Source organism: Lysinibacillus sp. A4 (assembly GCF_024919535.1).
Lineage (GTDB): Bacteria > Bacillota > Bacilli > Bacillales_A > Planococcaceae > Lysinibacillus > Lysinibacillus capsici.
This window is the reverse complement of the sequence record NZ_JANWTB010000017.1, coordinates 23,879-46,799: the sequence shown is the minus strand read 5'-3', so window position 1 is coordinate 46,799 and position 22,921 is coordinate 23,879. Positions and strand designations below refer to the sequence as shown.

The window sequence follows — 22,921 nt, the reverse complement described above, 5'->3', positions numbered from 1 at the left end:
TCACACTAAAAAAGGGCCCCTTTATAAAGGAGCCCTTACATAAAAAATTGAATTAGTCTTCAAATTGATATAAAGGTGTTGATAGATAACGCTCACCATTAGAAGGCACAATAGCAAGGACATTCGAACCCTTACCTAAACGTTTTGCCGCTTCAATTGCTGCATAGATTGCAGCACCAGATGAAATACCACATAGGATTCCTTCTTCACGTGCTACTTTACGTGCTACTTCAAAAGCAACCTCATTTTCAACAGGGAATACTGAAGAATAGACTTCCGTATCTAAAACTGCTGGTACAAATCCAGCGCCAATTCCTTGTATTTTATGAGGACCTGGTTGACCACCAGAAAGAACTGGTGAATCCTTTGGTTCAACTGCAATGATTTCAATGTTTGGATACTTTTCTTTTAAGACCGCACCCGCACCAGTAATTGTACCACCTGTGCCAACACCAGCTACAAAAGCATCAAGTGTTAAGCCATCAAATGCTTCTACAATTTCTGGGCCTGTTGTTAAACGGTGAATTACCGCGTTCGCAGGATTTGTAAATTGTTGTGGTAGGAAGTAGCCATGTTCTTCAGATAGTTCTTCCGCTTTTGCAATTGCACCTTTCATACCTGCTGGACCAGGCGTTAATACAAGCTCTGCACCATAAGCACGCAATAAATTACGACGCTCTAAGCTCATTGTTTCTGGCATAACTAAAATGGCTTTATAACCTTTGGCAGCGGCAATCATTGCAAGACCAATACCTGTATTACCAGATGTCGGCTCAATAATTGTACCACCAGGTTTTAATGTCCCGTCTTTTTCCGCCGTTTCGATCATTGCTAAAGCCAGACGGTCTTTCACTGAGCTTCCCGGATTAAAATATTCTAATTTTACATACACAGTACCTTCATTTTCACTTGTTGCATGGTTTAATTTTACAATTGGTGTTTTACCAACTAATTCAGCTACCGAGTTTGCTAATCTACTCATTTACTAATCCACTCCCAATCCCTACTATTTTTATAGGTTTTACTTATTTTGTATTTTATCAATTTTTCCATTCGATTGTCAATAAAATAAAACTAATATTTTCAGAATATTTATCATTGCTTTGAAAAGGAAAAATCTTATGCTCACTAAAGAAAAAGAACCTGCATTTATTGGGTAATTCACTACGAATGCCTGTAAGTTTGATCAGACTCATTGTACCCCGCAAAACCTGCAGACTCTTTTCATGTATTATTTTTCTTTTTTAGTCTCTCCATAATACCAAGTAGCATCAAATTCAGACCAAAATGCTTCTGGCGTTACAGATTGCGGTAATTGCTCTAAAGCTAATTCTCGCTCAATATGTTCTTTCACATCGTCATATGTAAAGGATTGTCCTTCTAATACCTCTTGTACTTGAACAATGCCATAATGACCATTATCTAACTTAAAGGCTTTACTTACCTCATTTGCCTTTAGTGATTTTACAGTATTAATAATTGCAGGGTCTACATTTTCCTGATTTTCTGTAAGGAAACCAATATCCCCTCCTAAACTCGCTGAAGCACTATCAACAGAAATTTCTCGTGCCAGCACTGTAAAGTCAGAGCCATTTTTCAATTCACCCAGTGCCTCATCAGCAGCTTTTTTTGAATCGACCTCAATAAAATTCGTACGATAGCTTGTTTTTGTATTATATAAGCCTTGATTTTCTTCATAATACTTTTCAACGTTTTCTTCCTCTATCACTACATCTTTCGTGAGTACCTTATCCAATATAAGCTGTGATCGAATCTTTTGGCGTAGTTGCTCTGCCGAAAGATTTTGCATGGCTGTATCAAACTTATCTTGAGCAGATCGCATTAACGCTAATTCAAGATCAATTTCTTTATCAGTAACTTTAATTTTATATGTTTTTGCAGCTTTTTCCATTACCGTTTCATTTACTAAATTTTGGAGTGTTTCTTTACCATATCGTTCTTCCATAGCAATCATCCACTCTTGGCGTGTGATAACATCCCCGTCAATGGCAGCGACTTGTTCGTCGCTACCAATTTCCTGACCTTTGTTCGGGATCAACCAACTAATGAACCATAATATATTTCCTAATAACAATACGGCTATGACAGCTAAAGCAGGCTTTGTCTTTAAACGACGTTGCAATAAAGGAGTTTGGTTTGGTGTTACATTGGTTGAAGGTCGACGATTACGCGTTGAGCTCATCGATAAACCCTTCTAGCTCATCTTTAGAAAAGCTATATGTCTCTAAGCAGAAGTGACATTGTGCCTCTGCACCGCCGTCCTCATCAATCATTTCTCTAATTTCTGCTGTTCCTAGACCTAAAATTGCCGCACCAAACCGCTCTTTTGAACATTGACATTTAAATTCAACTGGCATGGAATCTAAAATTTGTAGATGTCCATTTCCTAATACAGCTTCTAAAATTTGCTCTGGTGTAAAGCCTTTTTCAATCATTTTTGAAACAGGCTCTATTGTAGCAAGGTGTTGCTCAATTTCAGTTATCGTTTCTTCCTCACAGCCTGGCATTAATTGAAGTATAAATCCGCCGGCTGCAAGAATAGTGTTGTCTGGATTAACTAATACGCCTAAACCTACAGATGATGGTACTTGCTCAGATGTAGCAAAATAATAAGTAAAATCTTCAGCAATTTCGCCAGAAACAATTGGTGTTTGTCCTGAAAACATATCTCTTAAACCAAGGTCTTTAACAATCGTAAGAGCACCTTCTGTTCCAACACCTGCTCGAACATCTAGCTTACCTTGCTCGTTTAAATCAAAGTGTACATGAGGGTTTGTCACAAATCCACGCACTTCTCCATGTGCATTACTATCAATTACCATTGGGCCAATTGGACCGTTGCCCTCAATTTTAATAGTGATTTTCTCTTCACCTTTTAGCATGGCTCCCATCATAACAGCCGCTGTCATTGATCGACCTAAAGCTGCCGATACAACTGGCCATGTATCGTGACGGCGTTGCACTTCTCCTACTGTGGCTGTTGTACGTGCTGCAAACACACGAACCTGTCCATTAAATCCTAAACCTCTTACTAAATAATCACTCATAAATGGAATGTCCCTCATTTCCTATTGGTTACGTTTATAGAGCTTATATAAACCCTTTAATGTTAAAAATGGATCTACAACATCTATAATTTGTGTCTCCCCTGCGATTAGATTTGCTAATCCACCTGTAGCAATAACTAATGGCTCCTCTTTACTTTGTGCTTTTATACGATTAACAATGCCCTCAACTTGCCCGACAAAGCCATAAAAAATTCCCGCCTGCATGGCAGAAACGGTCGTTTTCCCCACGATATGTGTAGGTCGAACGATTTCAATACGTGGCAATCTTGCAGCCTGTGTATAAAGAGCCTCTGTAGAAATAGTGATGCCTGGCGCAATAGCTCCACCCATGTAATCGCCCTTTTCGTTCAAATAACAAAAGGTTGTTGCTGTCCCAAAATCAACGATGATACAAGGAGCCTTATATAAATCTAGAGCTGCTATGGCATTCACTATACGATCAGACCCAACCTCACGTGGATTTTCGTATTTAATATTTAAACCTGTTTTCACACCTGGTCCTACTACCAAAGGCTTTTTTCGAAAATACTTCTGACACATCGCCTCTAGTGAAAACATAATTGGTGGCACAACTGAGGATATAATAATGCCTGTTATTTGTTCAAATGAAATGCCTGCATGATTAAAAAAAGAAAGAACTTGCATAGCATATTCATCTTCTGTTTTATGGAGATCCGTCACCATACGCCAATGGAAGGCTAATTGATCGTTGTCATCATAGACACCTAATACAATATTTGAATTCCCTGCATCTAAAACTAAAATCAAAAATGACACCTCCCATATCGTCATTGTAACTTTGGCAATCCCCATATTACAATATTCTCTCTAACTTGAATGAGGATAAAACACTTTAGAAAATGATACCATACTTTTTATCTTGATTCAGCAGATGTTGTTTGTACTGTAGAGATAGTCTTAGGTACAACACCTTCTACTACAGGTGGAGATCAATACCTATATTGTTTGTCAAAATCAATTGAAAATGTTATCAATCTTCTTTAAAAAGAGGCCCCCTAAATATGGTAGCCTCTCTTAGAAATCATTTAAAATTAAATTTTTCTGGATCTGGACCACAACGTAGTCCATCGTTCATTGCATCTAACTGTTTCATTTCCTGCTCAGTTAACGTAAAGTCAAAAACAGCTAGGTTTTCAGCCATACGTGCAGGTGTCATCGTTTTTGGAATCGTAACAACATCATGTTGCACATCATAGCGTAATACAATCTGTGCTGGCGTTTTGCCATATTTAGATGCTAGCTCTTGAATCAATGCCTCTTCCAGTAGAGAACCATTCATCAACGGAGACCATGCCTCCACCTGTATGCCCTTATCCTTACAGTAGGCACGTACTTCCTCCTGTATTAAGTGCGGGTGGAACTCAATTTGATTAATAACAGGGACGACAGTCGTTTCCTTCAAAAGGCTTTCTAAATGGTGTACGTGGAAATTACTAACACCAATTGAACGTACTCGACCATCTTGATAAATCTTTTCTAGTGCTTTATAAACCTCAATATAATTTTGGTCTATTCCAGGCCAATGTACTAAATATAAATCCAAATAGTCTAATCCAATTTTTTCTAGACTGCTGTCATATGCCGCGAGTGTTTCTTCATAGGAAAGTCCATCGTTCCAAACTTTTGATGTTATAAATAATTCTTCTCGAGTTACTAAGCCTTCTTCAATGGCTGCACGTATTCCTCGTCCAACACTTTCTTCGTTGCGATATACTTGTGCTGTATCAATACTACGATAGCCTTTTGCTATAGCTGTTTTGACTGCTTCAGCTAGGTCATCTCCTTCGGGTACTCGAAAGACACCATAACCAACCAAAGGCATTTTAAGACCATTATTTAATACAACATTTCCCATGTGTGTACACTCCTATCTGTTTTGGCTAACAAATACTACATCTCTCTAAATGGCAGAGTTGTATGCAGCTTGTCTTTTTACTACTCTATCCTAATGCTTATTAGTAAGAAAAGGCAAAGAAAAAGACTGCTTACTGTACTAGTAAACAGTCTTCCCTATTTTTAATCACGTTTTTCATCGATACCCTTAGGTCCATCATTCGCTTCTTTACGTTCTTTTGCTAAATCCAAAGTTGTTGGATTTGACTCTTTACTTAGTAGTTCTTTTTCAACAACTGGTTCGCCAATAGTATCTAATGTAGGCTTTGCTTCAATCTTTGGAGTGTTCTCCTCAATTTTTTCTGCAGCCTCTGGTTCTGGTAACACACCATGGTCACGTAAATGCTCAATTTCCTGTGCATTTAATGTTTCTTTTTCCATTAGTGTATTGGCAATTAAATCAAGCAGGTGACGATTTTCCGTAAGGATACGCTTAGTACGCTCATATTGTGTATCAATAATTTTTTGCATTTCTTTATCAATTTCATAGGCTATTGAATCAGAATAGTTCTGGTCAGAATTAAAGTCGCGGCCAAGGAATACATTACCACCTTGACTTGAGCCAAATTGCATAGCTCCAAGATTCTCACTCATTCCGTATTCAGTAACCATAGCACGGGCAATGCTTGTAACCTTTTGGAAATCGTTATGTGCTCCAGTAGAAACTTCACCAAGAACAATTTCTTCAGCTACACGGCCACCTAGAAGACCTGCAATACGATCTAAAAGCTCTTGCTTTGTCGTAAAGAAGCGCTCTTCCTTCGGTAACATAATCGCATATCCACCCGCTTGCCCACGAGGAACAATTGTTACTTTGTGTACTGTATCAGCCTCATCTAGCTCAAGACCAACGACTACGTGGCCAGCTTCATGGAAGGATACCAGTTTCTTCTCTTTAGCAGAATATACGCGACTTGCTTTTGCAGGACCAGCGATTACTCGGTCTGATGCTTCATCAATATCTGCCATATTTATAGTGCGCTTACTTTTTCGAGCCGCTACAAGCGCCGCTTCGTTGAGTAGATTTTCTAAATCCGCACCTGAGAAACCTGGCGTACGTTGAGCAACAGCCGCTAAATCAACTGTATCTGCTAAAGGCTTATTACGTGCATGTACTTTAAGAATTGCCTCACGTCCTTTTACATCAGGATGCCCTACTGTAATTTGGCGGTCAAAACGACCTGGACGTAATAATGCTTTATCTAAAATATCCGGGCGGTTTGTAGCAGCAATGATAATAATTCCTTCATTGGCACCAAAACCATCCATTTCAACTAATAACTGGTTTAATGTTTGCTCACGCTCATCATGGCCTCCACCGAGACCAGCACCACGTTGACGACCTACTGCATCAATCTCATCGATAAAGATGATACATGGAGCATTTTTCTTAGCATTTTCAAATAGATCCCGGACACGAGAAGCACCAACACCGACAAACATTTCTACGAAGTCAGAACCTGAGATAGAGAAGAATGGAACACCTGCTTCACCTGCTACTGCTCGTGCAAGTAATGTTTTACCTGTACCTGGAGGACCTACAAGTAAGATACCCTTTGGAATACGGGCACCAATTTCAGTGAATTTGCGGTGGTCTTTTAAGAATTCTACCACTTCAACAAGTTCCGCTTTTTCTTCATCAGCACCTGCTACATCTGTAAAACGTACTTTTTTCTTTTGATCATCATACAGTTTAGCTTTACTTTTACCAAAGCTCATCACTTTATTACCGCCACCCTGAGATTGACTCATTAGGAAGAAGAATAAGAAAATGATGATAATGAAAGGAATAATTCCTGTAAAGAATTGAATCCATCCACTTGTTTCTGGTGCTGCTAAAAAACTAATATTACTATTTTTATCCTTAGCAGCTTCATCGATGCGGTCCATTAAAGATTGGTTTTCACGAGGGATGTTTGTAGTAAAACTTTCCCCTTTTTCATACCCCTTCAATGTTCCTTCAACGACGTAAACTGATTTATCAGGTTGAATTGTAGCACTTGTTATTTCTTTCTTATCTAGAGCTTCTTGAAACTCATGATAAGTTAATTCTTTCGTTGGTGAGTTTCCACCATTGAAAGTACCAAAAATACCGATAATCACTAGGAAAATCAGTAAATAGAATATGGTATATCGAAATATTCGATTCATCTCCAGCCTCCTCATTACAAACAGAAAAATTATAAGTAAAATCTTAACATATCATGATTTCATCATACAACGAAAAGCCCTACTTAAAAAATGTTTCGTTCACTTATTGCCGTTATCACAACAGTTTTTAGGCCATCTTTATATGTCCCAGCGTAATTGTACCTGTTCCTCGGGCTCGATATAGCTAAACATTGTGTCAAGATTTTGAATTATGTTAAACATAACTAAAATACGTGACTTGCGCTGGAGACCTTTACTTTTCATAGCTGGTCTTTGCTATCTTAGAAAGAATATACCTCAGGCTTCAAAATACCAATATAAGGTAAGTTGCGATATTTTTCAGCGTAATCTAGGCCATATCCTACAACAAAGCCATCTGGTACTTCGAAACCAACATAGTCAGCAGACAAATTCACTTTTCGACCTGATGGTTTATCAAGTAATGTAACAATTTTAATGGACTTTGCTTTGCGATATTTAAATAAATCTACTAGATAGCTTAAAGTTAAACCACTATCAATAATGTCCTCGATAATTAATACGTCACGTCCCTCAACGCTTGTATTCAAATCCTTTAAAATCTTCACTTCACCAGATGATACGGTAGCATTACCATAGCTAGACACATCCATAAAATCGAGTTCGATGAAAGAATCGAAACGTTTCATTAGGTCTGTCATAAATGGCATTGCCCCTTTAAGTACGCCAACAGCTAATGGAAATGCATCTTTGTACTCCTCTGTTAGTTGCGCGCCTAAGTCTGCAATTCTTTCTTGCAATTGTTCTTCTGTAATCATAATTTGTTCGATGTCGTTTTGTAACATATCGATTCCTCCTCGTGATGTATCAAAAAATCTTCACCCTATTTCGGTGAAATATTTTACAAAGACCTTAGTCTACGATGAGCACTGTATCATCGTTTGGTTGCGGAGTGGTTGAAAAAAATATTCCCATACGCACACCAATTACCGCTACCACCTCATCAGATTGAGAAATCAGTAACGGCCAGCTATTTCGCTCATTTAAAGGAATCTTTTCATCTATAAAAAGGCGAGATAAGCGTTTTGGCTGATCCATTCCTTTTAACAGCATTCTATCTCCATCCCTGCGTGCCCGAACATAGAGCGGTAGGTGGAGTTTGCTAGCGTTAAAATAAAAAAGTTGTGCAGTATCCGTCAGCAATTCAGACGATAAATCATGCAAATTGACTACGCGTAAGCGCTCACCATTTGTCAGTGTTGTCCAGCCATTAGCAGTCGTAATAACCTGTTTCTCAGGAGAAGCTAGGCCTTCTAACGGCTCCTTTTTCTGAATCGTTAAATTTCCATAACGGCGAACTGCTAGAAAATCTTCAGGTAAGTGAATTTCAGCATACCCTGCTGTTGTATCACAAAGCTTTAAAATTGAAGTCAATAAGGCATAACTTTGTATCGTATTTGAATCTTTGTAAAGATAGTTTAATAGTATTAAAATGAGCCTCCTTTGTAAAGCAAGTGGTATCAATTGAAATGCTTCAATTTCCATGCAATATGTATTTTCATTATTTCTTATGATGATTTTGGAAAATACATCTTGGGCCAATGTCATTAAAAAGGTATCGTCTTCTTGCAATTGCTTTGTGAAATGGGTCACCTGTTCAGTCACTCGCGGATTCTCTGCCTCTAGTAAAGGCACCACATGATGTCTAAAACGATTACGTACATAGGTATCTTTAGAATTGCTAGCATCTTCTCGATAATCTAAACCTTTTCTAAGTAAATATTCCCCTATTTCAGACTTTGTAACCGTTAAAAACGGACGAATTAATGATTTTCCTCCAAAATTTCTTTGTGGACGTATGCCCTGCATGCTATTCATTGTTGCATTTTTTGTAAGGGCCATTAATACTGACTCCAGTTGGTCATCCGCATGATGTGCAGTTACAAGCTTATTAGCATTTGTTTTTTGCAGCACTTCTTTGAAAAATTGATACCTTTCCCTACGACAAATTAACTGTGTATTACCATTTTCCTGTGCCAATATTGTAGGTATTGGAATTTCCTTGGCATGTAAGTAAACACCATTAGCATCACAATATTTTTGAACAAAAGCCCTATCCTCAGCAGAGGCTTCTCCTCTCAACATATGATCAACATGTACCGCTTCCACCTGAATGTTCCACTGCTCCTGTGTTTGCATAAAGTAATGAAGTAAAGCCATAGAGTCTACCCCACCCGAAACGGCGATGAGAAGATGGTCGCCTTGCTGTAATAATTGCTCTTCTTCTATAAATGTTTTGACCTTTAATTCAAATGACAAACGCTTCTCCTCCCCTTTTCGTTGTTAGTTTAAGATGATTTACTCATTGAATACTGAGCTGGTCTAAAGACAGCCCATGTCGGTACAACATGTGTCACCTCTAGCATTAATACTGTACAATCATCTTCTATTTCAAAATAACCTTGGAATGATTGCATAATGGTTGTTAGCTTTTCCTGAATCGTTTTATTTGTACTTGCTACCTGCTGTGCGAAAGCTAAAAATGTTTCCTCTTGTTCATCCCAATCAGCTACACTTGAGAACAGTCCATCTGAATGCATTAAAATAACATCACCTGCCTTCAGTTTTCTTTTTTCAGCTTCGACTGCTGAAATAGATAAGAATCCTACAGGTGCTGCATTACTTTCAACCTTCAGTACATCTTTACCACGTAAAATGTAGGTTGACATTCCACCAGCCTTCCACGACCACAAATCTCCGTGCTGTAAATCGACAAGTGCAAAATCAAGGGTTGCATACATATCATCTTGCTGTTTTAATGCCATGACATAATGGAGCGTATGCATCGCAGTTTCGGGATTCATATTGTAATTTAGACACTCTCGCATTAAATGGATCAATTTTCTACTTTCATGTTGTGCTTCTTTACTTTGCCCCATACCATCAGACAGCAATATCGCAAATAACCCTGGATGCAATTGGAAAAGAGCATGAGAATCACCGGAATATAGTGTTGCATCTTTAGACATGCTATATATATCATACTCTACTTCAAAGCTAATAGCTGATCTAAAGCAAATTTGAACATGACGAAATGGTATTTCACAGGCTACTACTTTTTCAATTTCAAAAGGTTCATCAAAAATTTCATAAAGAATCGGCAAAATCATACGTTCAGCTAATGTTGTATCCTTCTCCCAGTTGACACGCACTGGTGCTAATGCACAAACAATCTTTCTCGCCCCAGGCTTATTGCTTAGGACATCAAGTTGAAAGCACTCAATATTGGCTTCCTTTAAGCGTTCAACAATGTCCTTCTCAACACTTACAAAAGAAATTGTATCTTCCTTCATCTCAGCAATTAATTGATTTAAATGATTGCTCATATCACGCAGTTGTAGGGCAATCATTTTTTTACCATGGAAATATTGCCCGTTGATTCGTTCTCTATAAAGTTCTGTATCCAATTCCTCAAAGATTTTCGTGGACTTCACACATTTATAGCGGATTTGTTCTTCAACACGATGAATAGCTGATTCCTTGCCTACGCCTTTCATATGAAACCAATCTGTCATCAGCTTGTCCATACCATTATTTTGCGCACCCCAACAATGATCATAACGGAAACAACTTAAACAAGTATTCATTGGTGCTACTTCCTTCGCAGCTTCAACTGGTGCTGTCATAAAGCGATCAAACACAAGTTCCTTCATGAATTGCACAAAATGCTGAAAGTGCTCTAATTTATATGTTACATGTTCTGTTAACCAATTCTGTCGAGCTAGTAAAACCTCCTCTCGTTGTGGAAAGAGCTTGTCCCTTACCTTATCTGAATATTTCTTTGGAATGGTTAGAAATAAAATACTACCCATGGCAATTGAGGTGAAATAAACACTATCCAAGGGCAATGTGGCGTCATAAAATAAAAAAAATACACTAGGTAAAATACTACCAATAGCAACGCCAAATCTACCGCCTTTCGCTCCCATACCCGCACATAATCCAGTTAAGGTAGCCACCGAAAGCATACCGGTAAACGAAAGCTTGGCCACACCAATAAGCGTTCCTAGCACTGCTCCAATGACAGTTGCTAACGGCACACTTCCAACCAATGCGCCAAAACAAATAAAGAGCTGCAGTAAAAAAATAGGGAGTGAAAAATAGCTTATTACAACCGTTTGCATTCCAGTAAGCATGGCTGCAAAGACGACTAATCCTGAACCTAGCTTTTCATATGTCCAATGCGTCGTAAACCATTCATACGAATTAACAAATAATACTTGCATAAACAATGTCATAATAAGAGCTAAAGCTGCTTCACAGCCCACATAAAATTGTACAAGCACTGGTGGTAAGCCTTGATACATCACCCCTTGCCACATTATTTGTACCAGTAATACAGCTAAAGACACCGCAATACTTTGGGGCAGTTGCCAGTAACGAAAACGCATAATACATTCATACAGGATAATTTGTAAAGCGAGAATTAGGACTTGTCCAAAGCCTAGGAAAAAGCAACCCGCTAAACTCCCAAATAATACGAATTTGGCATACTCCCTATATTTTGTTCGAATAATGGCCCAAAAAGGAACTGAGAACGGTACAGCCGCTTCAAATACAACAGATTGAGCCAAGAAAAAGGCGGTTAAAAAAAAGAGAGAGCCTATTAGGATCTGCTTCTTTTTCAAACCTATTTTTTGGTCATCTACATTCGTTGTATTATACCATTCAATACTTGTCATTTAACTATCCCCTTTCCGCACTTTTGGTTATTATAAAAAATTATGTGTGGAAAGATTGTCTGACGTTGACAGAAAAAAATATAAATATTTCGACTAATAGCTATTCATAAATACGAGAATTGGCAACAATTTCTACAGTAAAGGACGTTTAGTTAATATTAATATCGGAAAATTCAATTATTTAATTCGTAAAATAGTCATTTACTATTCATCTTAAAGCCTAGTTTGAAGGGATTTCACGTACTATTAATGGTTTGATTTAACTCTTCTCTAGGATATATTTCTACGTAAGAACAAAAAATCCGCTAAAATATTCTTCTCTAGTTAAACACCTGAAATATCTTTAAATATTTTTTATAAACCTACTTGACACTAGCACGATTGGCTTGTATTATTTAACTTGTTGCTTAAACGACATGCGGAAGTAGTTCAGTGGTAGAACACCACCTTGCCAAGGTGGGGGTCGCGAGTTCGAACCTCGTCTTCCGCTCCATTTCTAAATTTGGCGGCCTAGCTCAGCTGGCTAGAGCGTACGGTTCATACCCGTAAGGTCGGGGGTTCGATCCCCTCGGCCGCCACCATAGTAGGCCCCTTGGTCAAGTGGTTAAGACACCGCCCTTTCACGGCGGTAACACGGGTTCGAATCCCGTAGGGGTCATCTCAAATAGGTATCTCAGAACTAGATTCTGAGATACCTATTTTTAATTTATCCATCTATTTATACCATCTATCTATTTCTTTGCAAATTCTATCCGTCCGCTCAAGTAAAGCTATGTGACAGAATATAAAAGTATGGCATACTAGTAAAAATAACGTTTTTAGGAGGTTTAATTCCCTTGAGTGCATTAACAAAAGCTGCTTTAATTTGTGGAAGTGGCTCAATGATTATTCTTATTTCAATTCTAATAAACTTACCGTTTTTTGTTCAAATAATCTTATTGCTTGGTGGACTAGCTGTGAGTGTATATGGTGTTGCTTTACTTGTCAAAATGGTTATCCATCCTGTGAAGAAAGAATCCATTGGTTCTACCGATGAAAAAACGATAACACCCACAAAAAAGAAAAAGAGACCTTCTTCTACTTTATAGGTATATTAAAAAAGGGAGTAGCTTTTTAAAAAGCCACTCCCAACTCTATTTCATACACTTTTTCTACGATTAAAACAGTCAGCAAACTACCCTCTTCTAGCTCCGCGACCTCCGCGTTTTGATTCTGTAGCACGTTTAAGTGTTGCTAGACGTTCATCACTATCTTTTAAGAAGCGTGCCATTTTTTGCTCAAAATTTTCTTTTGGCTGGTGGCGTTCGTTGCGATCATTGGAACGATTATCACGACGTGGACGTGCTGGACGCTCTGGTCGCTCTGGTCTTTCAGCTTGAGGCTTTGCTTTACGGATTGAAAGACCAATCTTTCCGTCCGCTTCAACATTCATCACTTTTACTTCAACTTCATCTCCAACTTTTAGATGCTCATTGATATCTTTTACATAATTGTCAGCAACTTCACTAATGTGAACTAAGCCTGTTTTGCCATCTGGCAGCTCAACGAATGCTCCAAAATTTGTGATTCCTGTTACTTTACCTTGTACCTTGCTGCCTACTTCAATTGACATAAAAAAAATGCTCCTCCTTAAAAATTAAGCGACTCTTTTGAGCCATGTAATCAATTTAATCAAACTTTTTACTGCAATAAGCTTCTCTTTTCATTATATATAACAATAAAAGAGTGTCAACAATACATAGCTTTTCAGTCGTCTTTTTTATCTTCCTTATCTGGAATGATGAAAATAATCTCACCTTTTTCCGATAAATAATACTCTTTTCTTAATAGCTTCGCGATATATTCATCATCCTGCAATTGTTTGATTTTAAGATTTAATGTATCTTGTTCTTCTTTCAATTCAGTGAGATGCTGATTCGCTTCTTCCTTGGATTTCTCTTTTGCTGCTAATGTTTCATTCTGATGTGACAGCACATTTAAGAGAAGAGCAATAATAATGACTGGTACAATCGCAAAAAAGACAATACGACGCATCTTACGCTTTCGAGCCTGTTGTTTGCGATTTATAGCTCTATCCGTGTTACGGACATAGTCATTATCAAGCTTAGTGAAGTTTTGGGATTCATCATTTGATGAATGACGTCTAGTCATGTCCGCACCTCCGATAATTATTGTTGCTTTTTATTATACTTCAAATATCGTAATTTTTTAAAAAAAGTGTAGGACAAATACGAATAAATTTTGACAAAAGGTCTTATAACAAACATAACAATATTTATTAATAATTGCAAAATTTGTCGAATAACCGTAATTATGAAACGTACAATGAACCAAAAAGGTCTCCATGTTATATTCACCAAAATTCTAGCAACGAAACGTAAAAAGGTTTGAAAAAATGATTGATACAAAAAAATTCCGGCTATTTGCGCTAGCGGGTCGTAAGCCCGCCAAGCGCCATCTTTTAGCCAAAATAATAAATAGTATGTCAACCCTCCAAGTAGAATCCAAGTTATTAACTCAACAACCATCATCCACTTTCGAAGGCTTGACCTTTTTGGAGTTGAAAAAACAATGAGCCTTATACTATCAATTATGAAACCAACTGCTATACCGCTCAAAACCATGACAATTAATTGATAAAATTGTTCACTGACAATCATCCAAATAACTTATGAAGGAAACCTTTCGAGAAGCCACTTTCCTCCTCGTCGTACTGTAAGGTTTTTACAGTTCCTTCAAGTGTCAATAATCCTTTGTCAACATCTAAATGAACGATATGCAGTTCCTCTCCACGGATTAACAAATGCCCTTGGGACGTCTTAATGAAAAACTCTTCCTGATCAAAGCGTTCAATTGATTTTACAGAAGTCATGTCCATTCTTTTACGATTACGAATCGTTAAAATATGCTCTCCAGATGGAATTGTGTAACGATTACTTTCTTGATGTAGCGTCATTTTTTTCCTCCTTTAGTCGTCCTAGCTTCTGTTCACTTTATGCGGACAACCTTCAAAGCATGACAACTTTATTTAAGTTGTGTCATACTTTCACCTACAAAAAGAAAGGCGGGACAACATTAGGAGGGCTAGAAAATAAATTTAGCTTTTATTCCTCATCGTCAATAAATTCAGGCTCAATCTTTTCAAGTCGTTCTTCTTTCAAAATGGTAAACATTTTTGCTGCATCTTCTTTTTTCACAGTCTCACGTATTTCTTCTACACGTGCTGTTACTATTTTTTGACCAAATCGGATAGCAAGCTCATCACCAGCTTTCACTGTACTACTTGCTTTTGCAATCTTTGCATTGATTGTAATACGTCCTTGATCGGCCACCTCTTTGGCTAAAGTACGACGTTTTATTAAACGGGATACTTTTAAAAACTTATCTAATCTCATAATCTTACTCCTTTTCTAGTTGCTTTGCTTCATTCCAAAATGCATCTAATTGTTCTAAAGTAAAATCGGAAAATGGTTTTCCACTTGCCTTTACCTGTTGCTCAACATAGCCAAAACGTTTTGCAAATTTCTCATTTGCATGTAGCATGGCTTCTTCTGGTGATAATTTATAGAAACGTGCTAAGTTTACTAATGTGAACAATACATCGCCAAATTCATCAAGACGGGACGCATTAGAGCCTTTCGTCACCTCATGGCGAAATTCCTGCCATTCCTCGGTAAATTTATCCCATGCTCCCTCCACATCAGGCCAATCAAAGCCCACTTTTGCAGCTCTTTTTTGATAATTGTAGGCTGTCTGTAATGCCGAAGATGCTCTATATTCTTCGTCTAGTAAAGGTTTATCGCTCGTTCCTTTTTCCTCAGCTTTAATAGCCTCCCAATTAGCCACAACACCAGCTGCGTCTTCTACCGCTACATCCCCAAAAACGTGCGGATGGCGGCGAATCATTTTTTTACTAATCGAAGCTAACACATCTTCAAGTGTAAAATAACCTTGATCTTCTCCAATTTGTGCATGCAAAAATACTTGTAACAACACATCACCAAGTTCCTCAATCATAGCAAAATCATCCTCAGCATCAACCGCAGCCAAGTATTCATGTGCTTCCTCAAGTAAATATTTTTTCAATGACTCGTGTGTTTGCTTTTGATCCCAAGGACAGCCATTTGGGCCTCTCAGCGTTGCAATGATTTGACGGAATGTTGTCCAATCTCTTAATGACTCCTCCTGTGTTTTTACAGGCGGTACATAGACTGTTGTTAAATTATTTACTTCTACACTTTGATCGAGTTCATAGAGTGGCACTGTGACAATCTGTTCCTGTGAAGATCCAGCCGCTGTCACAACTGTCACAGGATACTCATCATCATATTTCTCCATCAACGTTAGCTTCACTTCTGATGCACTGAATGTATCGTATACTTGAGCAATCAAGATATGCTGACGCATGTTAATGTCATGCATTGAAAAGCTAGTACCATCAAGTAATTGAAAGCCTTCAATTGGATCTATTTTTAATGCGCCAAAAATGGGATCTAAGAAACTCTGACCACCCTCAATGACTAACTCAATTTTCCCTTCATTTGCTGCTGCAATAAGTAATTGCACTGTTTGCTCTGCAACTAGTGGATGCCCTGGCACAGCATACATAACATCCTCAACAGCGGTAGCTTCTATAAGAGAATCAGCTATTTCTGCATACACAGGTTGAAATGTATCGTGTTTTTCATAAACGTCGTCAAAACTTTCAAATCCCACACCCTCTGCTGCTAATTCCTCTAAAACCGGATGATCCACTGTTCGTACATATAATTTTTTAGCAGCCTTTAATTTTTTATAAACACCCATTTGCAGCTGATTAAAGTCACCTGCACCTAAACCAATAATTGTTAATGTATTCAATATTACACCTACTTCCTTGAATTTAGCCAAAGTTGGTAAACAGCCATTCTACGTCCAAACGGCAGTAAATACCATTCTTTTTCTATTAGTACTCTTTTCTTTGCAATAATTGTTAGCATAACAAACGCCCCAATAGATACTGCTGTCAAACCCGCCACCATGGCTATCATACGTGAAGACATCAAATGGTTTAGCAAGGACGATACTAGCTGTAACCATATAAGAACGACGATTGTCATACTGAAGGAGGCTATACCTACTTTTTTATAAAATGCGCCTGAAGCTAATTGAATGCCAGTCAATGTTTTTAAATAAATAATTAGCAAGGCTGCTGTTATTAATAATCCTATATCATTTGCGATGGCAGCTCCTAGTACACCTAATCCACCAATTAAACGTACATTTAATATAATTTTTACTAGAAAACCGATTATGAGAAATAAAGCTGGTTTTTTTAATTTTCCATAGCCTTGTAAGATCGCTGTAAATGTAAGGATAATCGACAAAGGGACAATTTGAAATACATAGACAATCAATACCTCCGATAAGGAATTGGTTTTAAAAAGCATTTCATTTAAATAAGGCATAACTAGCATTAAGCCTAGTGCTGCAGACCAGCCGAACAGGACGGATGCTTTGTATGTTAATTGTATGAATGGCACTGCACTACGTCCCGCCTGTTTTTTCGACAAATGGGCGACAAGTGGCACAATGGCCAACGACAATGAGGATGCAATGACAACACCTAGTTGAACTAACGGTTGTCCTCGATCATAAATACCCTTCGTTTCCTTTGCAATTGTAGGAGTCATGCCATTATCAATTAATGAAGAATAGATTGTAAATGAATCGACCAATTGATAGCCAAGTAGTAGTAGACCACTCATACTGACACTCAAGCTGAGCCAAGTGACCTCTTTAATGATAGGTAAACTTGGATTACGTTGTAGATGCTGTTTAACTTGCAATAGACCAAATCGTTTATATGAGATAGAAGCAAGTAATAGCAAGGCTGTAATTTCTCCAATTACTGTACCGATAACAGCCATTCTTCCTGCACCATAAAGAGATTTAGTCGTTGTCATAATAAGAAAGGTACCTGCTAATATGACAGTTACTCTCACTGCTTGTTCAAGTACTTGGGCATAAGCAATAGGCTCCATAATTGCTCTAGATTGAAAGCTACCTTTTAAAATAGCCAGCGCCGGCATAACCAATACTACTAAGGAGCCTGTACGAATAAGTGGTGCTAATTGAATATCTCCCATTAAATGGGCAATCTTTTCAGCACCTCCAAATAAAATGGCAAAAAACAGTAGTGATAATACCGTTAAATACCTGAAAACTACCTGTGTTATAGTGCGACGTCTTTCATCACGTTCTATTGTATCAACAATACAATCATTGTCTGCAAGCATTTTAGAAATGGCTATAGCAAAGCCACTAGATGTCCAAACAACGAAGATTGAAATAACTGGATATACCTGTTGATAGATATAAAAGCCTTCATCACCTACTAGATTTTGAAAAGGCACACGGTAAATGGCACTAAGAACTTTTACAATAAGGGCTGCTATCGTCAATAAGGCGGCACCTTTCATGTAGCTTTTCATACCAAAACGTTGCGACATAAATTGCCCTCTTTCCTTCTTAACAATGCCAATAGTATAGCATATCTTAAAAGTTTGACGTGCAAGGTGGCACTACAGTTCCTATAATGATTCATCCTTATGTACGCAAAAAAGTTATTGTTCAGCCTTATAGGTCATCGCAATAACTTTTCCATGCATTAACTATTCATTTGTTTTGCTAAGAAGTTTGCAGCTGTTTCCACTACCTTGACTTCTACCTCACCAACAAAGTGTACTTTAGACAAGACGATAATACAGCCTATTGGGTCACCGTTCACCATAATAGGTGTCGCACAATAGGATTTTACTTGCTCATATTGTCCAGGGACAATTTCAATCGTTGTCTCCATTTTTTCTATTTTTGTGGAGCGCTCGTCCATAAAGCTTTCCGCAAAGGACGTAATGCGACGATTTATATATTCCTTTTTCCCGATCCCTGCAACAGCGATTACTTCATCACGGTCAGTGACAAATGCTGGTGTGCCCATCGTTTCATAAAGTGTTTCAACATATTCTCTTGCAAATTCGCCCAAATCATTAATGGGAGAATATTTCTTTAAAATGACTTCGCCTTCACGGTCCGTATAAATTTCTAGCGGGTCGCCTTCACGAATACGTAGCGTCCTACGAATTTCTTTTGGAATAACTACACGCCCTAAATCATCAATACGACGAACAATTCCTGTTGCCTTCATTCTAATGCCTCGCTTTCGCTACAATGAAATTTTTATTCAATGATAGTATGGTTTTTATTTGAGCAATCTATGCAAAAACTGAAGAAAAAGGATTTCACAACCATTAATTTTTTTCAAAAACGGTATTACATCAATCAACTCCTTATTAGATTACCCAAGGAATAAGTTTCTATAATTAATTCATAAAAAATATTGGAAAAAATCAATTATTCCTGTGAGCAAATACGTAAGAGATGGTAATTACTGAAGCAACATCAAAAAGGCTATTCTTCTCTTTTACAGGAAAAGATAAGAATAGCCTTTTAACTACTATTGCTGCTTTTTTGCTTTATCAATCATTTGCATTAGTTCTTCCAACATATCAAAGGGTTGATATTTCCCACTCTTGCGTTCATCTATTGTTAATTTTAACTGCATACCATCCATACCAAAACCAACAGCACGCTCAAATTTCATCGATTCTTCAATAATCTTACTGCCATCGACACTTGCCGTCCCTTGTTCTGACAATAGTATTGTAATAAACTTTTGCTTCTCCTTTACGGATACTACTCCCGCACCTAAACCCCAAACTTTCATTCGTGCTATTCGAAGTAAACGCTCTGTTTCAATTGGAAGATCGCCAAATCGATCCTCTAATTCCTCCATGATTTCGTCATACTCCTCCACCTGATCCATGGCTTTAATTCGTTTATACATTTGGATCTTTTGATAACCATCTGGAATGTAAGCGTCTGGAATATACGCATCAATACTCAGCAAAATTTCAATATCTGGCTTTTCTTCTTTTTTCACGCCTGTTTGACGTTCCGCGATGGCATCCTGAAGCATTTGTGAATATAAATCAAAGCCAACTGAATCAATAAAGCCATGTTGCTGCGCTCCAAGTAAGTTTCCTGCGCCCCGAATAGATAAATCTCGCATCGCAATTTTAAAGCCTGAGCCAAGCTCTGTAAATTCTTTAATTGCTTGTAAACGTTGCTCCGCTACATCTGTCAGAACTTTGTCGCGTTGGTACATAAAATATGCATAGGCTACTCTGTTAGAACGTCCAACGCGCCCGCGCAATTGGTAAAGCTGGGCTAGGCCCATGCGATCAGCATCATGGACTATTAATGTATTTACATTCGGTATATCCACACCTGTCTCGATAATCGTTGTCGTAACAAGCACATCATAGTCGCCCTCTAAAAAGGCTAAAATTACGGATTCTAGCTCTGACTCAGTCATTTTTCCATGAGCAAAGCCTATCCGTGCTTCAGGGACTAGCACTTGAATCTCCTCAACCCTTCGAGCCATATCCTCTACCCGATTATATAAATAAAATACTTGTCCGCCACGTGCCATTTCCCTCTCAATAGCTTCTCGTACTAATGCACCGCTGTGCTCCATCACATATGTTTGAACTGGGAAACGATTAGCAGGAGGCGTCTCAATAACTGATAAATCCCGGACCCCTACCATGGACATATGAAGTGTCCTTGGGATAGGTGTAGCTGTTAAAGTCAAGACATCGACATTTGTCTTTAACTGCTTAATTTTTTCCTTATGCGTCACACCAAAACGTTGCTCTTCATCCACAATTAGCAGACCAAGGTCTTGGAAAATTAAATCTTTAGATAAAATACGGTGTGTTCCAATAACTATATCGACTCGGCCCTCTTTTAAGCCCTTTAAAGTAGCTGTTTGCTCCTTTTTTGTCCGGAAGCGAGATAACAATCCAACATTAATGGCAAAGTCCTGAAAGCGCTCACGAATAGTCTCATAATGTTGCTGGGCTAGAATGGTTGTAGGGACAAGAAATGCCACTTGCTTTCCATCTTGAATAGCCTTAAATGCGGCACGAATGGCTACCTCTGTTTTACCATAGCCTACATCACCACAGACTAAACGGTCCATAGGGCGTTCACGTTCCATATCTCGTTTAACTTCAACAATTGAACGTAGTTGATCTTCTGTTTCTTCATAAGGGAACATCGCTTCAAAATTACGCTGGTCATCGTTATCAGGTGTAAAAGCATGCCCTTTCTCTGCTTCACGCTTTGCATACAACTTTATTAAATCATCCGCAATATCCTGTACAGCAGAGGATACCTTTGCTTTCGCCTTTTTCCACTCTGCGCCACCTAATTTATGTAGCTTTGGTTCTCGATCCTCTGACGCCACATATTTTTGAATTAAGTCTATTTGCTCTACAGGTACATATAATTTATCGTCTGCACGATATCGAATATGCAGGTAATCCTTATGTGTACCATTAACCTCTAATGTCTCTACACCAATATATTTACCAATCCCATGATGAACATGTACAACATAATCACCTGGCTTAATTTCCGTATAACTTTTAATACGTTCAGCATTGGTCATTTTTTGTGTGCGTGCTTTTTTCTTTGCCTGCTGTTTAAAGAGCTCGTCTTCTGTTACAATTGCTAAACGCTGTAGGGGCAATTCAAAGCCACTCGACAAGCCACCATCTACAATATAAATACCAGGTTCTGTTGGCTCACCTATCGCTGTATGAATATCGTATTCTTCAAGCATTTGCTGAACTCTTTTCACTCGTTCTTTATCCCTTGCTATGATGAGAACTGTAAATTTGCCAAGTAACCAGCGTTCAACCTCACTTTGAAGCAAGGACATTTGTCCATGAAATTGCTGCATTGGCTTGCAAGAAAAGTTGGTTGTTTTAGTAAACGTAATCCCTGCAAATGTTCGCGAAAATAATGAAAATGAAAGCTTTTGTTGTGACAACATCGCCAATATTTCTTTTAATGAGAAGGCAGGTTTGACATCATGAACCATTTTCCCCTCTTCGATTAAAGATAAAAACCATTCATCTTCTTCACGTTCCCATGCATCCATTACCTCTTGAATACGACCAAGCTCGTCAAAAAGTACGATACCATCATGTTCAAAATAATCTCCCAAAAAGGCTGTTTTATCGTATAATAACGAACCATATTTGTTTACAAAATCAGGTAAATCCCCTTGCTGTAGCAACTCAATATCATATTGAATATGCTGATACAGAAGTTCCTTTGTCTCCTGCTTTTTTACCTTTTTTAGGCTGGCTGCTAATGCCTCTTCTAAACGGTTTGCTAATGCCTGTCTTTCTGATTTCGTAAGAATGACCTCTGAAGCAGGAAGAATACGAATTTTTTGTAATTTATCTATAGAACGTTGGTCATCTGCTGAAAATGTTCGTATGGAATCAACCTCAGTATCAAATAATTCAATACGAATTGGTGATTCTAAATAGGGTGGATAAATATCTAAAATTCCTCCACGTAATGCGAACTCTCCAGGTGATGTCACCATTGAATTCCGTACATAGCCCATCTCTACTAATGTTTGCAACCATTTATCAATTTCAACATCTTCGCCTAATGCGGTTTGTAAAAAATAATGTAGCCAATGTTCTTTTGGTTGCATTATTTTACGTAGACCAGCCACAGGTATTACATATACGGCTTTCTCACCTCTAGCTAAGCAATCGAGCGTCGCGATTCGCTCCGCACGAAGTTCTGGTGAAGCCACAGAAAGATCAGCTGCAATAAATTCATCCGCAGGGTAATAGTGAACATGTTCCTCGCCTAATAGTCCAGCAAGCTCATCCACCATTTTTTGTGCCTGCAATAGATTAGGAGAGATAATGTAGATTGGTTTCTTTACATATTCAAATAACACATCCACCATTACTGGGCGTGCGCTTCCTGTTAAACCTGTTATAAGCTGTGATGCAGTTTGACCGCTCTGAATTTCCTTTAAAAATGATGTAATATGTTTATCTTGCGACACAAGCTGTCGTAAAACCTCCACAGTCAAAAGCTCCTTTCAGCATAAATTCTATATTTTTA

General features: G+C 38.1%; 19 protein-coding genes and 3 tRNA genes. 4 read left to right on the top strand and 18 right to left on the bottom strand.

Translation table 11 applies throughout. The annotated features are described in order from the left end of the window. Positions 1–52: 52 nt before the first annotated feature. From cysK to NY607_RS22955, 9 genes are all read right to left on the bottom strand, one after another. Positions 53–982, bottom strand: coding sequence for a cysteine synthase A (gene cysK / locus NY607_RS22995; protein WP_259420425.1), 930 nt, complete (start codon positions 980–982; stop codon positions 53–55). Positions 983–1,231: 249 nt separating this feature from the next. Next, positions 1,232–2,203, bottom strand: coding sequence for a peptidyl-prolyl cis-trans isomerase (locus tag NY607_RS22990; protein ID WP_131522618.1), 972 nt, complete (start codon positions 2,201–2,203; stop codon positions 1,232–1,234). Then, the gene (hslO, locus tag NY607_RS22985) at positions 2,187–3,068 is read right to left on the bottom strand and encodes an Hsp33 family molecular chaperone HslO (protein WP_009373570.1); all 882 of its coding nucleotides are present in this window, start codon (positions 3,066–3,068) and stop codon (positions 2,187–2,189) included. The genes NY607_RS22990 and hslO overlap by 17 nt, the downstream gene beginning before the upstream one ends. Positions 3,069–3,089: 21 nt before the next feature. Then, positions 3,090–3,857, bottom strand: a complete 768-nt coding sequence (locus NY607_RS22980; protein ID WP_131522617.1) for a type III pantothenate kinase — start codon at positions 3,855–3,857, stop codon at positions 3,090–3,092. Between the two features lie 274 nt (positions 3,858–4,131). After that, on the bottom strand, positions 4,132–4,965 hold the full coding sequence (locus tag NY607_RS22975) for an aldo/keto reductase (protein ID WP_259420424.1): 834 nt from the start codon (positions 4,963–4,965) through the stop codon (positions 4,132–4,134). Positions 4,966–5,126: 161 nt separating this feature from the next. After that, a complete protein-coding gene (gene ftsH, locus NY607_RS22970; RefSeq protein ID WP_259420423.1) occupies positions 5,127–7,154 on the bottom strand; it encodes an ATP-dependent zinc metalloprotease FtsH in 2,028 nt (675 codons plus the stop codon). Between the two features lie 281 nt (positions 7,155–7,435). Further along, positions 7,436–7,978: a hypoxanthine phosphoribosyltransferase gene (hpt, locus tag NY607_RS22965; protein ID WP_259420422.1), complete on the bottom strand. Its 543-nt coding sequence runs from the start codon at positions 7,976–7,978 to the stop codon at positions 7,436–7,438. A gap of 67 nt (positions 7,979–8,045) precedes the next feature. Next, positions 8,046–9,452, bottom strand: coding sequence for a tRNA lysidine(34) synthetase TilS (gene tilS, locus NY607_RS22960; RefSeq protein ID WP_237899008.1), 1,407 nt, complete (start codon positions 9,450–9,452; stop codon positions 8,046–8,048). 29 nt (positions 9,453–9,481) lie between these two features. Then, the gene (locus NY607_RS22955) at positions 9,482–11,875 is read right to left on the bottom strand and encodes a SpoIIE family protein phosphatase (protein ID WP_259420421.1); all 2,394 of its coding nucleotides are present in this window, start codon (positions 11,873–11,875) and stop codon (positions 9,482–9,484) included. 418 nt (positions 11,876–12,293) lie between these two features. On the opposite strand from NY607_RS22955, the gene NY607_RS22950 reads away from it, so the two are divergent. From NY607_RS22950 to NY607_RS22935, 4 genes are all read left to right on the top strand, one after another. Further along, positions 12,294–12,368: transfer RNA gene (locus tag NY607_RS22950), tRNA-Gly, on the top strand. An 11-nt stretch (positions 12,369–12,379) separates the two neighbouring features. Continuing rightward, positions 12,380–12,456, top strand: a tRNA-Met gene (locus NY607_RS22945). Positions 12,457–12,461: 5 nt separating this feature from the next. Further along, positions 12,462–12,533 (top strand) — tRNA-Glu (locus NY607_RS22940). Between the two features lie 178 nt (positions 12,534–12,711). After that, the gene (locus NY607_RS22935) at positions 12,712–12,963 is read left to right on the top strand and encodes a hypothetical protein (protein ID WP_131522612.1); all 252 of its coding nucleotides are present in this window, start codon (positions 12,712–12,714) and stop codon (positions 12,961–12,963) included. Positions 12,964–13,049: 86 nt separating this feature from the next. Here the strand turns inward: NY607_RS22935 and NY607_RS22930 are convergent, their stop codons facing one another. The 9 genes from NY607_RS22930 to mfd form a co-directional block, all read right to left on the bottom strand. Further along, complete coding sequence (locus tag NY607_RS22930) at positions 13,050–13,487, bottom strand: S1 domain-containing RNA-binding protein (protein ID WP_048395331.1); 438 nt, start codon at positions 13,485–13,487, stop codon at positions 13,050–13,052. A 134-nt stretch (positions 13,488–13,621) separates the two neighbouring features. After that, on the bottom strand, positions 13,622–14,026 hold the full coding sequence (locus tag NY607_RS22925; RefSeq protein ID WP_131522611.1) for an FtsB family cell division protein: 405 nt from the start codon (positions 14,024–14,026) through the stop codon (positions 13,622–13,624). Between the two features lie 17 nt (positions 14,027–14,043). After that, positions 14,044–14,535 (bottom strand): spore cortex biosynthesis protein YabQ, encoded by a 492-nt coding sequence (gene yabQ, locus NY607_RS22920; protein WP_048395335.1) that lies wholly within the window; start codon positions 14,533–14,535, stop codon positions 14,044–14,046. Next, positions 14,532–14,831 carry a sporulation protein YabP gene (gene yabP / locus NY607_RS22915; RefSeq protein WP_004229167.1) on the bottom strand — a complete coding sequence of 100 codons (300 nt, stop codon included), beginning with the start codon at positions 14,829–14,831 and terminating at the stop codon, positions 14,532–14,534. The genes yabQ and yabP overlap by 4 nt, the downstream gene beginning before the upstream one ends. Before the next feature lie 148 nt (positions 14,832–14,979). Beyond that, complete coding sequence (locus NY607_RS22910; RefSeq protein WP_131522609.1) at positions 14,980–15,270, bottom strand: RNA-binding S4 domain-containing protein; 291 nt, start codon at positions 15,268–15,270, stop codon at positions 14,980–14,982. 4 nt (positions 15,271–15,274) lie between these two features. After that, entirely contained in the window at positions 15,275–16,735 is a 1,461-nt protein-coding gene (gene yabN, locus NY607_RS22905) for a bifunctional methyltransferase/pyrophosphohydrolase YabN (protein ID WP_131522608.1), read from the bottom strand. Between the two features lie 8 nt (positions 16,736–16,743). Further along, the gene (locus NY607_RS22900) at positions 16,744–18,366 is read right to left on the bottom strand and encodes a putative polysaccharide biosynthesis protein (RefSeq protein ID WP_259420420.1); all 1,623 of its coding nucleotides are present in this window, start codon (positions 18,364–18,366) and stop codon (positions 16,744–16,746) included. Between the two features lie 158 nt (positions 18,367–18,524). Then, positions 18,525–19,061: a stage V sporulation protein T gene (gene spoVT, locus NY607_RS22895; protein WP_004229174.1), complete on the bottom strand. Its 537-nt coding sequence runs from the start codon at positions 19,059–19,061 to the stop codon at positions 18,525–18,527. A gap of 309 nt (positions 19,062–19,370) precedes the next feature. Further along, the gene (gene mfd, locus NY607_RS22890) at positions 19,371–22,883 is read right to left on the bottom strand and encodes a transcription-repair coupling factor (RefSeq protein ID WP_259420419.1); all 3,513 of its coding nucleotides are present in this window, start codon (positions 22,881–22,883) and stop codon (positions 19,371–19,373) included. Positions 22,884–22,921 lie beyond the last annotated feature (38 nt).

Coding starts and splice junctions, on each gene's coding strand:
- cysK (WP_259420425.1), bottom strand. CDS start 982: ATGAGTAGATTAGCAAACTCGGTAGCTGAATTAGTTGGTAAAACACCA.
- NY607_RS22990 (WP_131522618.1), bottom strand. CDS start 2,203: ATGAGCTCAACGCGTAATCGTCGACCTTCAACCAATGTAACACCAAAC.
- hslO (WP_009373570.1), bottom strand. CDS start 3,068: ATGAGTGATTATTTAGTAAGAGGTTTAGGATTTAATGGACAGGTTCGT.
- NY607_RS22975 (WP_259420424.1), bottom strand. CDS start 4,965: ATGGGAAATGTTGTATTAAATAATGGTCTTAAAATGCCTTTGGTTGGT.
- ftsH (WP_259420423.1), bottom strand. CDS start 7,154: ATGAATCGAATATTTCGATATACCATATTCTATTTACTGATTTTCCTA.
- hpt (WP_259420422.1), bottom strand. CDS start 7,978: ATGTTACAAAACGACATCGAACAAATTATGATTACAGAAGAACAATTG.
- NY607_RS22955 (WP_259420421.1), bottom strand. CDS start 11,875: ATGACAAGTATTGAATGGTATAATACAACGAATGTAGATGACCAAAAA.
- NY607_RS22930 (WP_048395331.1), bottom strand. CDS start 13,487: ATGTCAATTGAAGTAGGCAGCAAGGTACAAGGTAAAGTAACAGGAATC.
- NY607_RS22925 (WP_131522611.1), bottom strand. CDS start 14,026: ATGACTAGACGTCATTCATCAAATGATGAATCCCAAAACTTCACTAAG.
- yabQ (WP_048395335.1), bottom strand. CDS start 14,535: ATGATTGTCAGTGAACAATTTTATCAATTAATTGTCATGGTTTTGAGC.
- yabP (WP_004229167.1), bottom strand. CDS start 14,831: ATGACGCTACATCAAGAAAGTAATCGTTACACAATTCCATCTGGAGAG.
- NY607_RS22910 (WP_131522609.1), bottom strand. CDS start 15,270: ATGAGATTAGATAAGTTTTTAAAAGTATCCCGTTTAATAAAACGTCGT.
- NY607_RS22900 (WP_259420420.1), bottom strand. CDS start 18,366: ATGTCGCAACGTTTTGGTATGAAAAGCTACATGAAAGGTGCCGCCTTA.
- spoVT (WP_004229174.1), bottom strand. CDS start 19,061: ATGAAGGCAACAGGAATTGTTCGTCGTATTGATGATTTAGGGCGTGTA.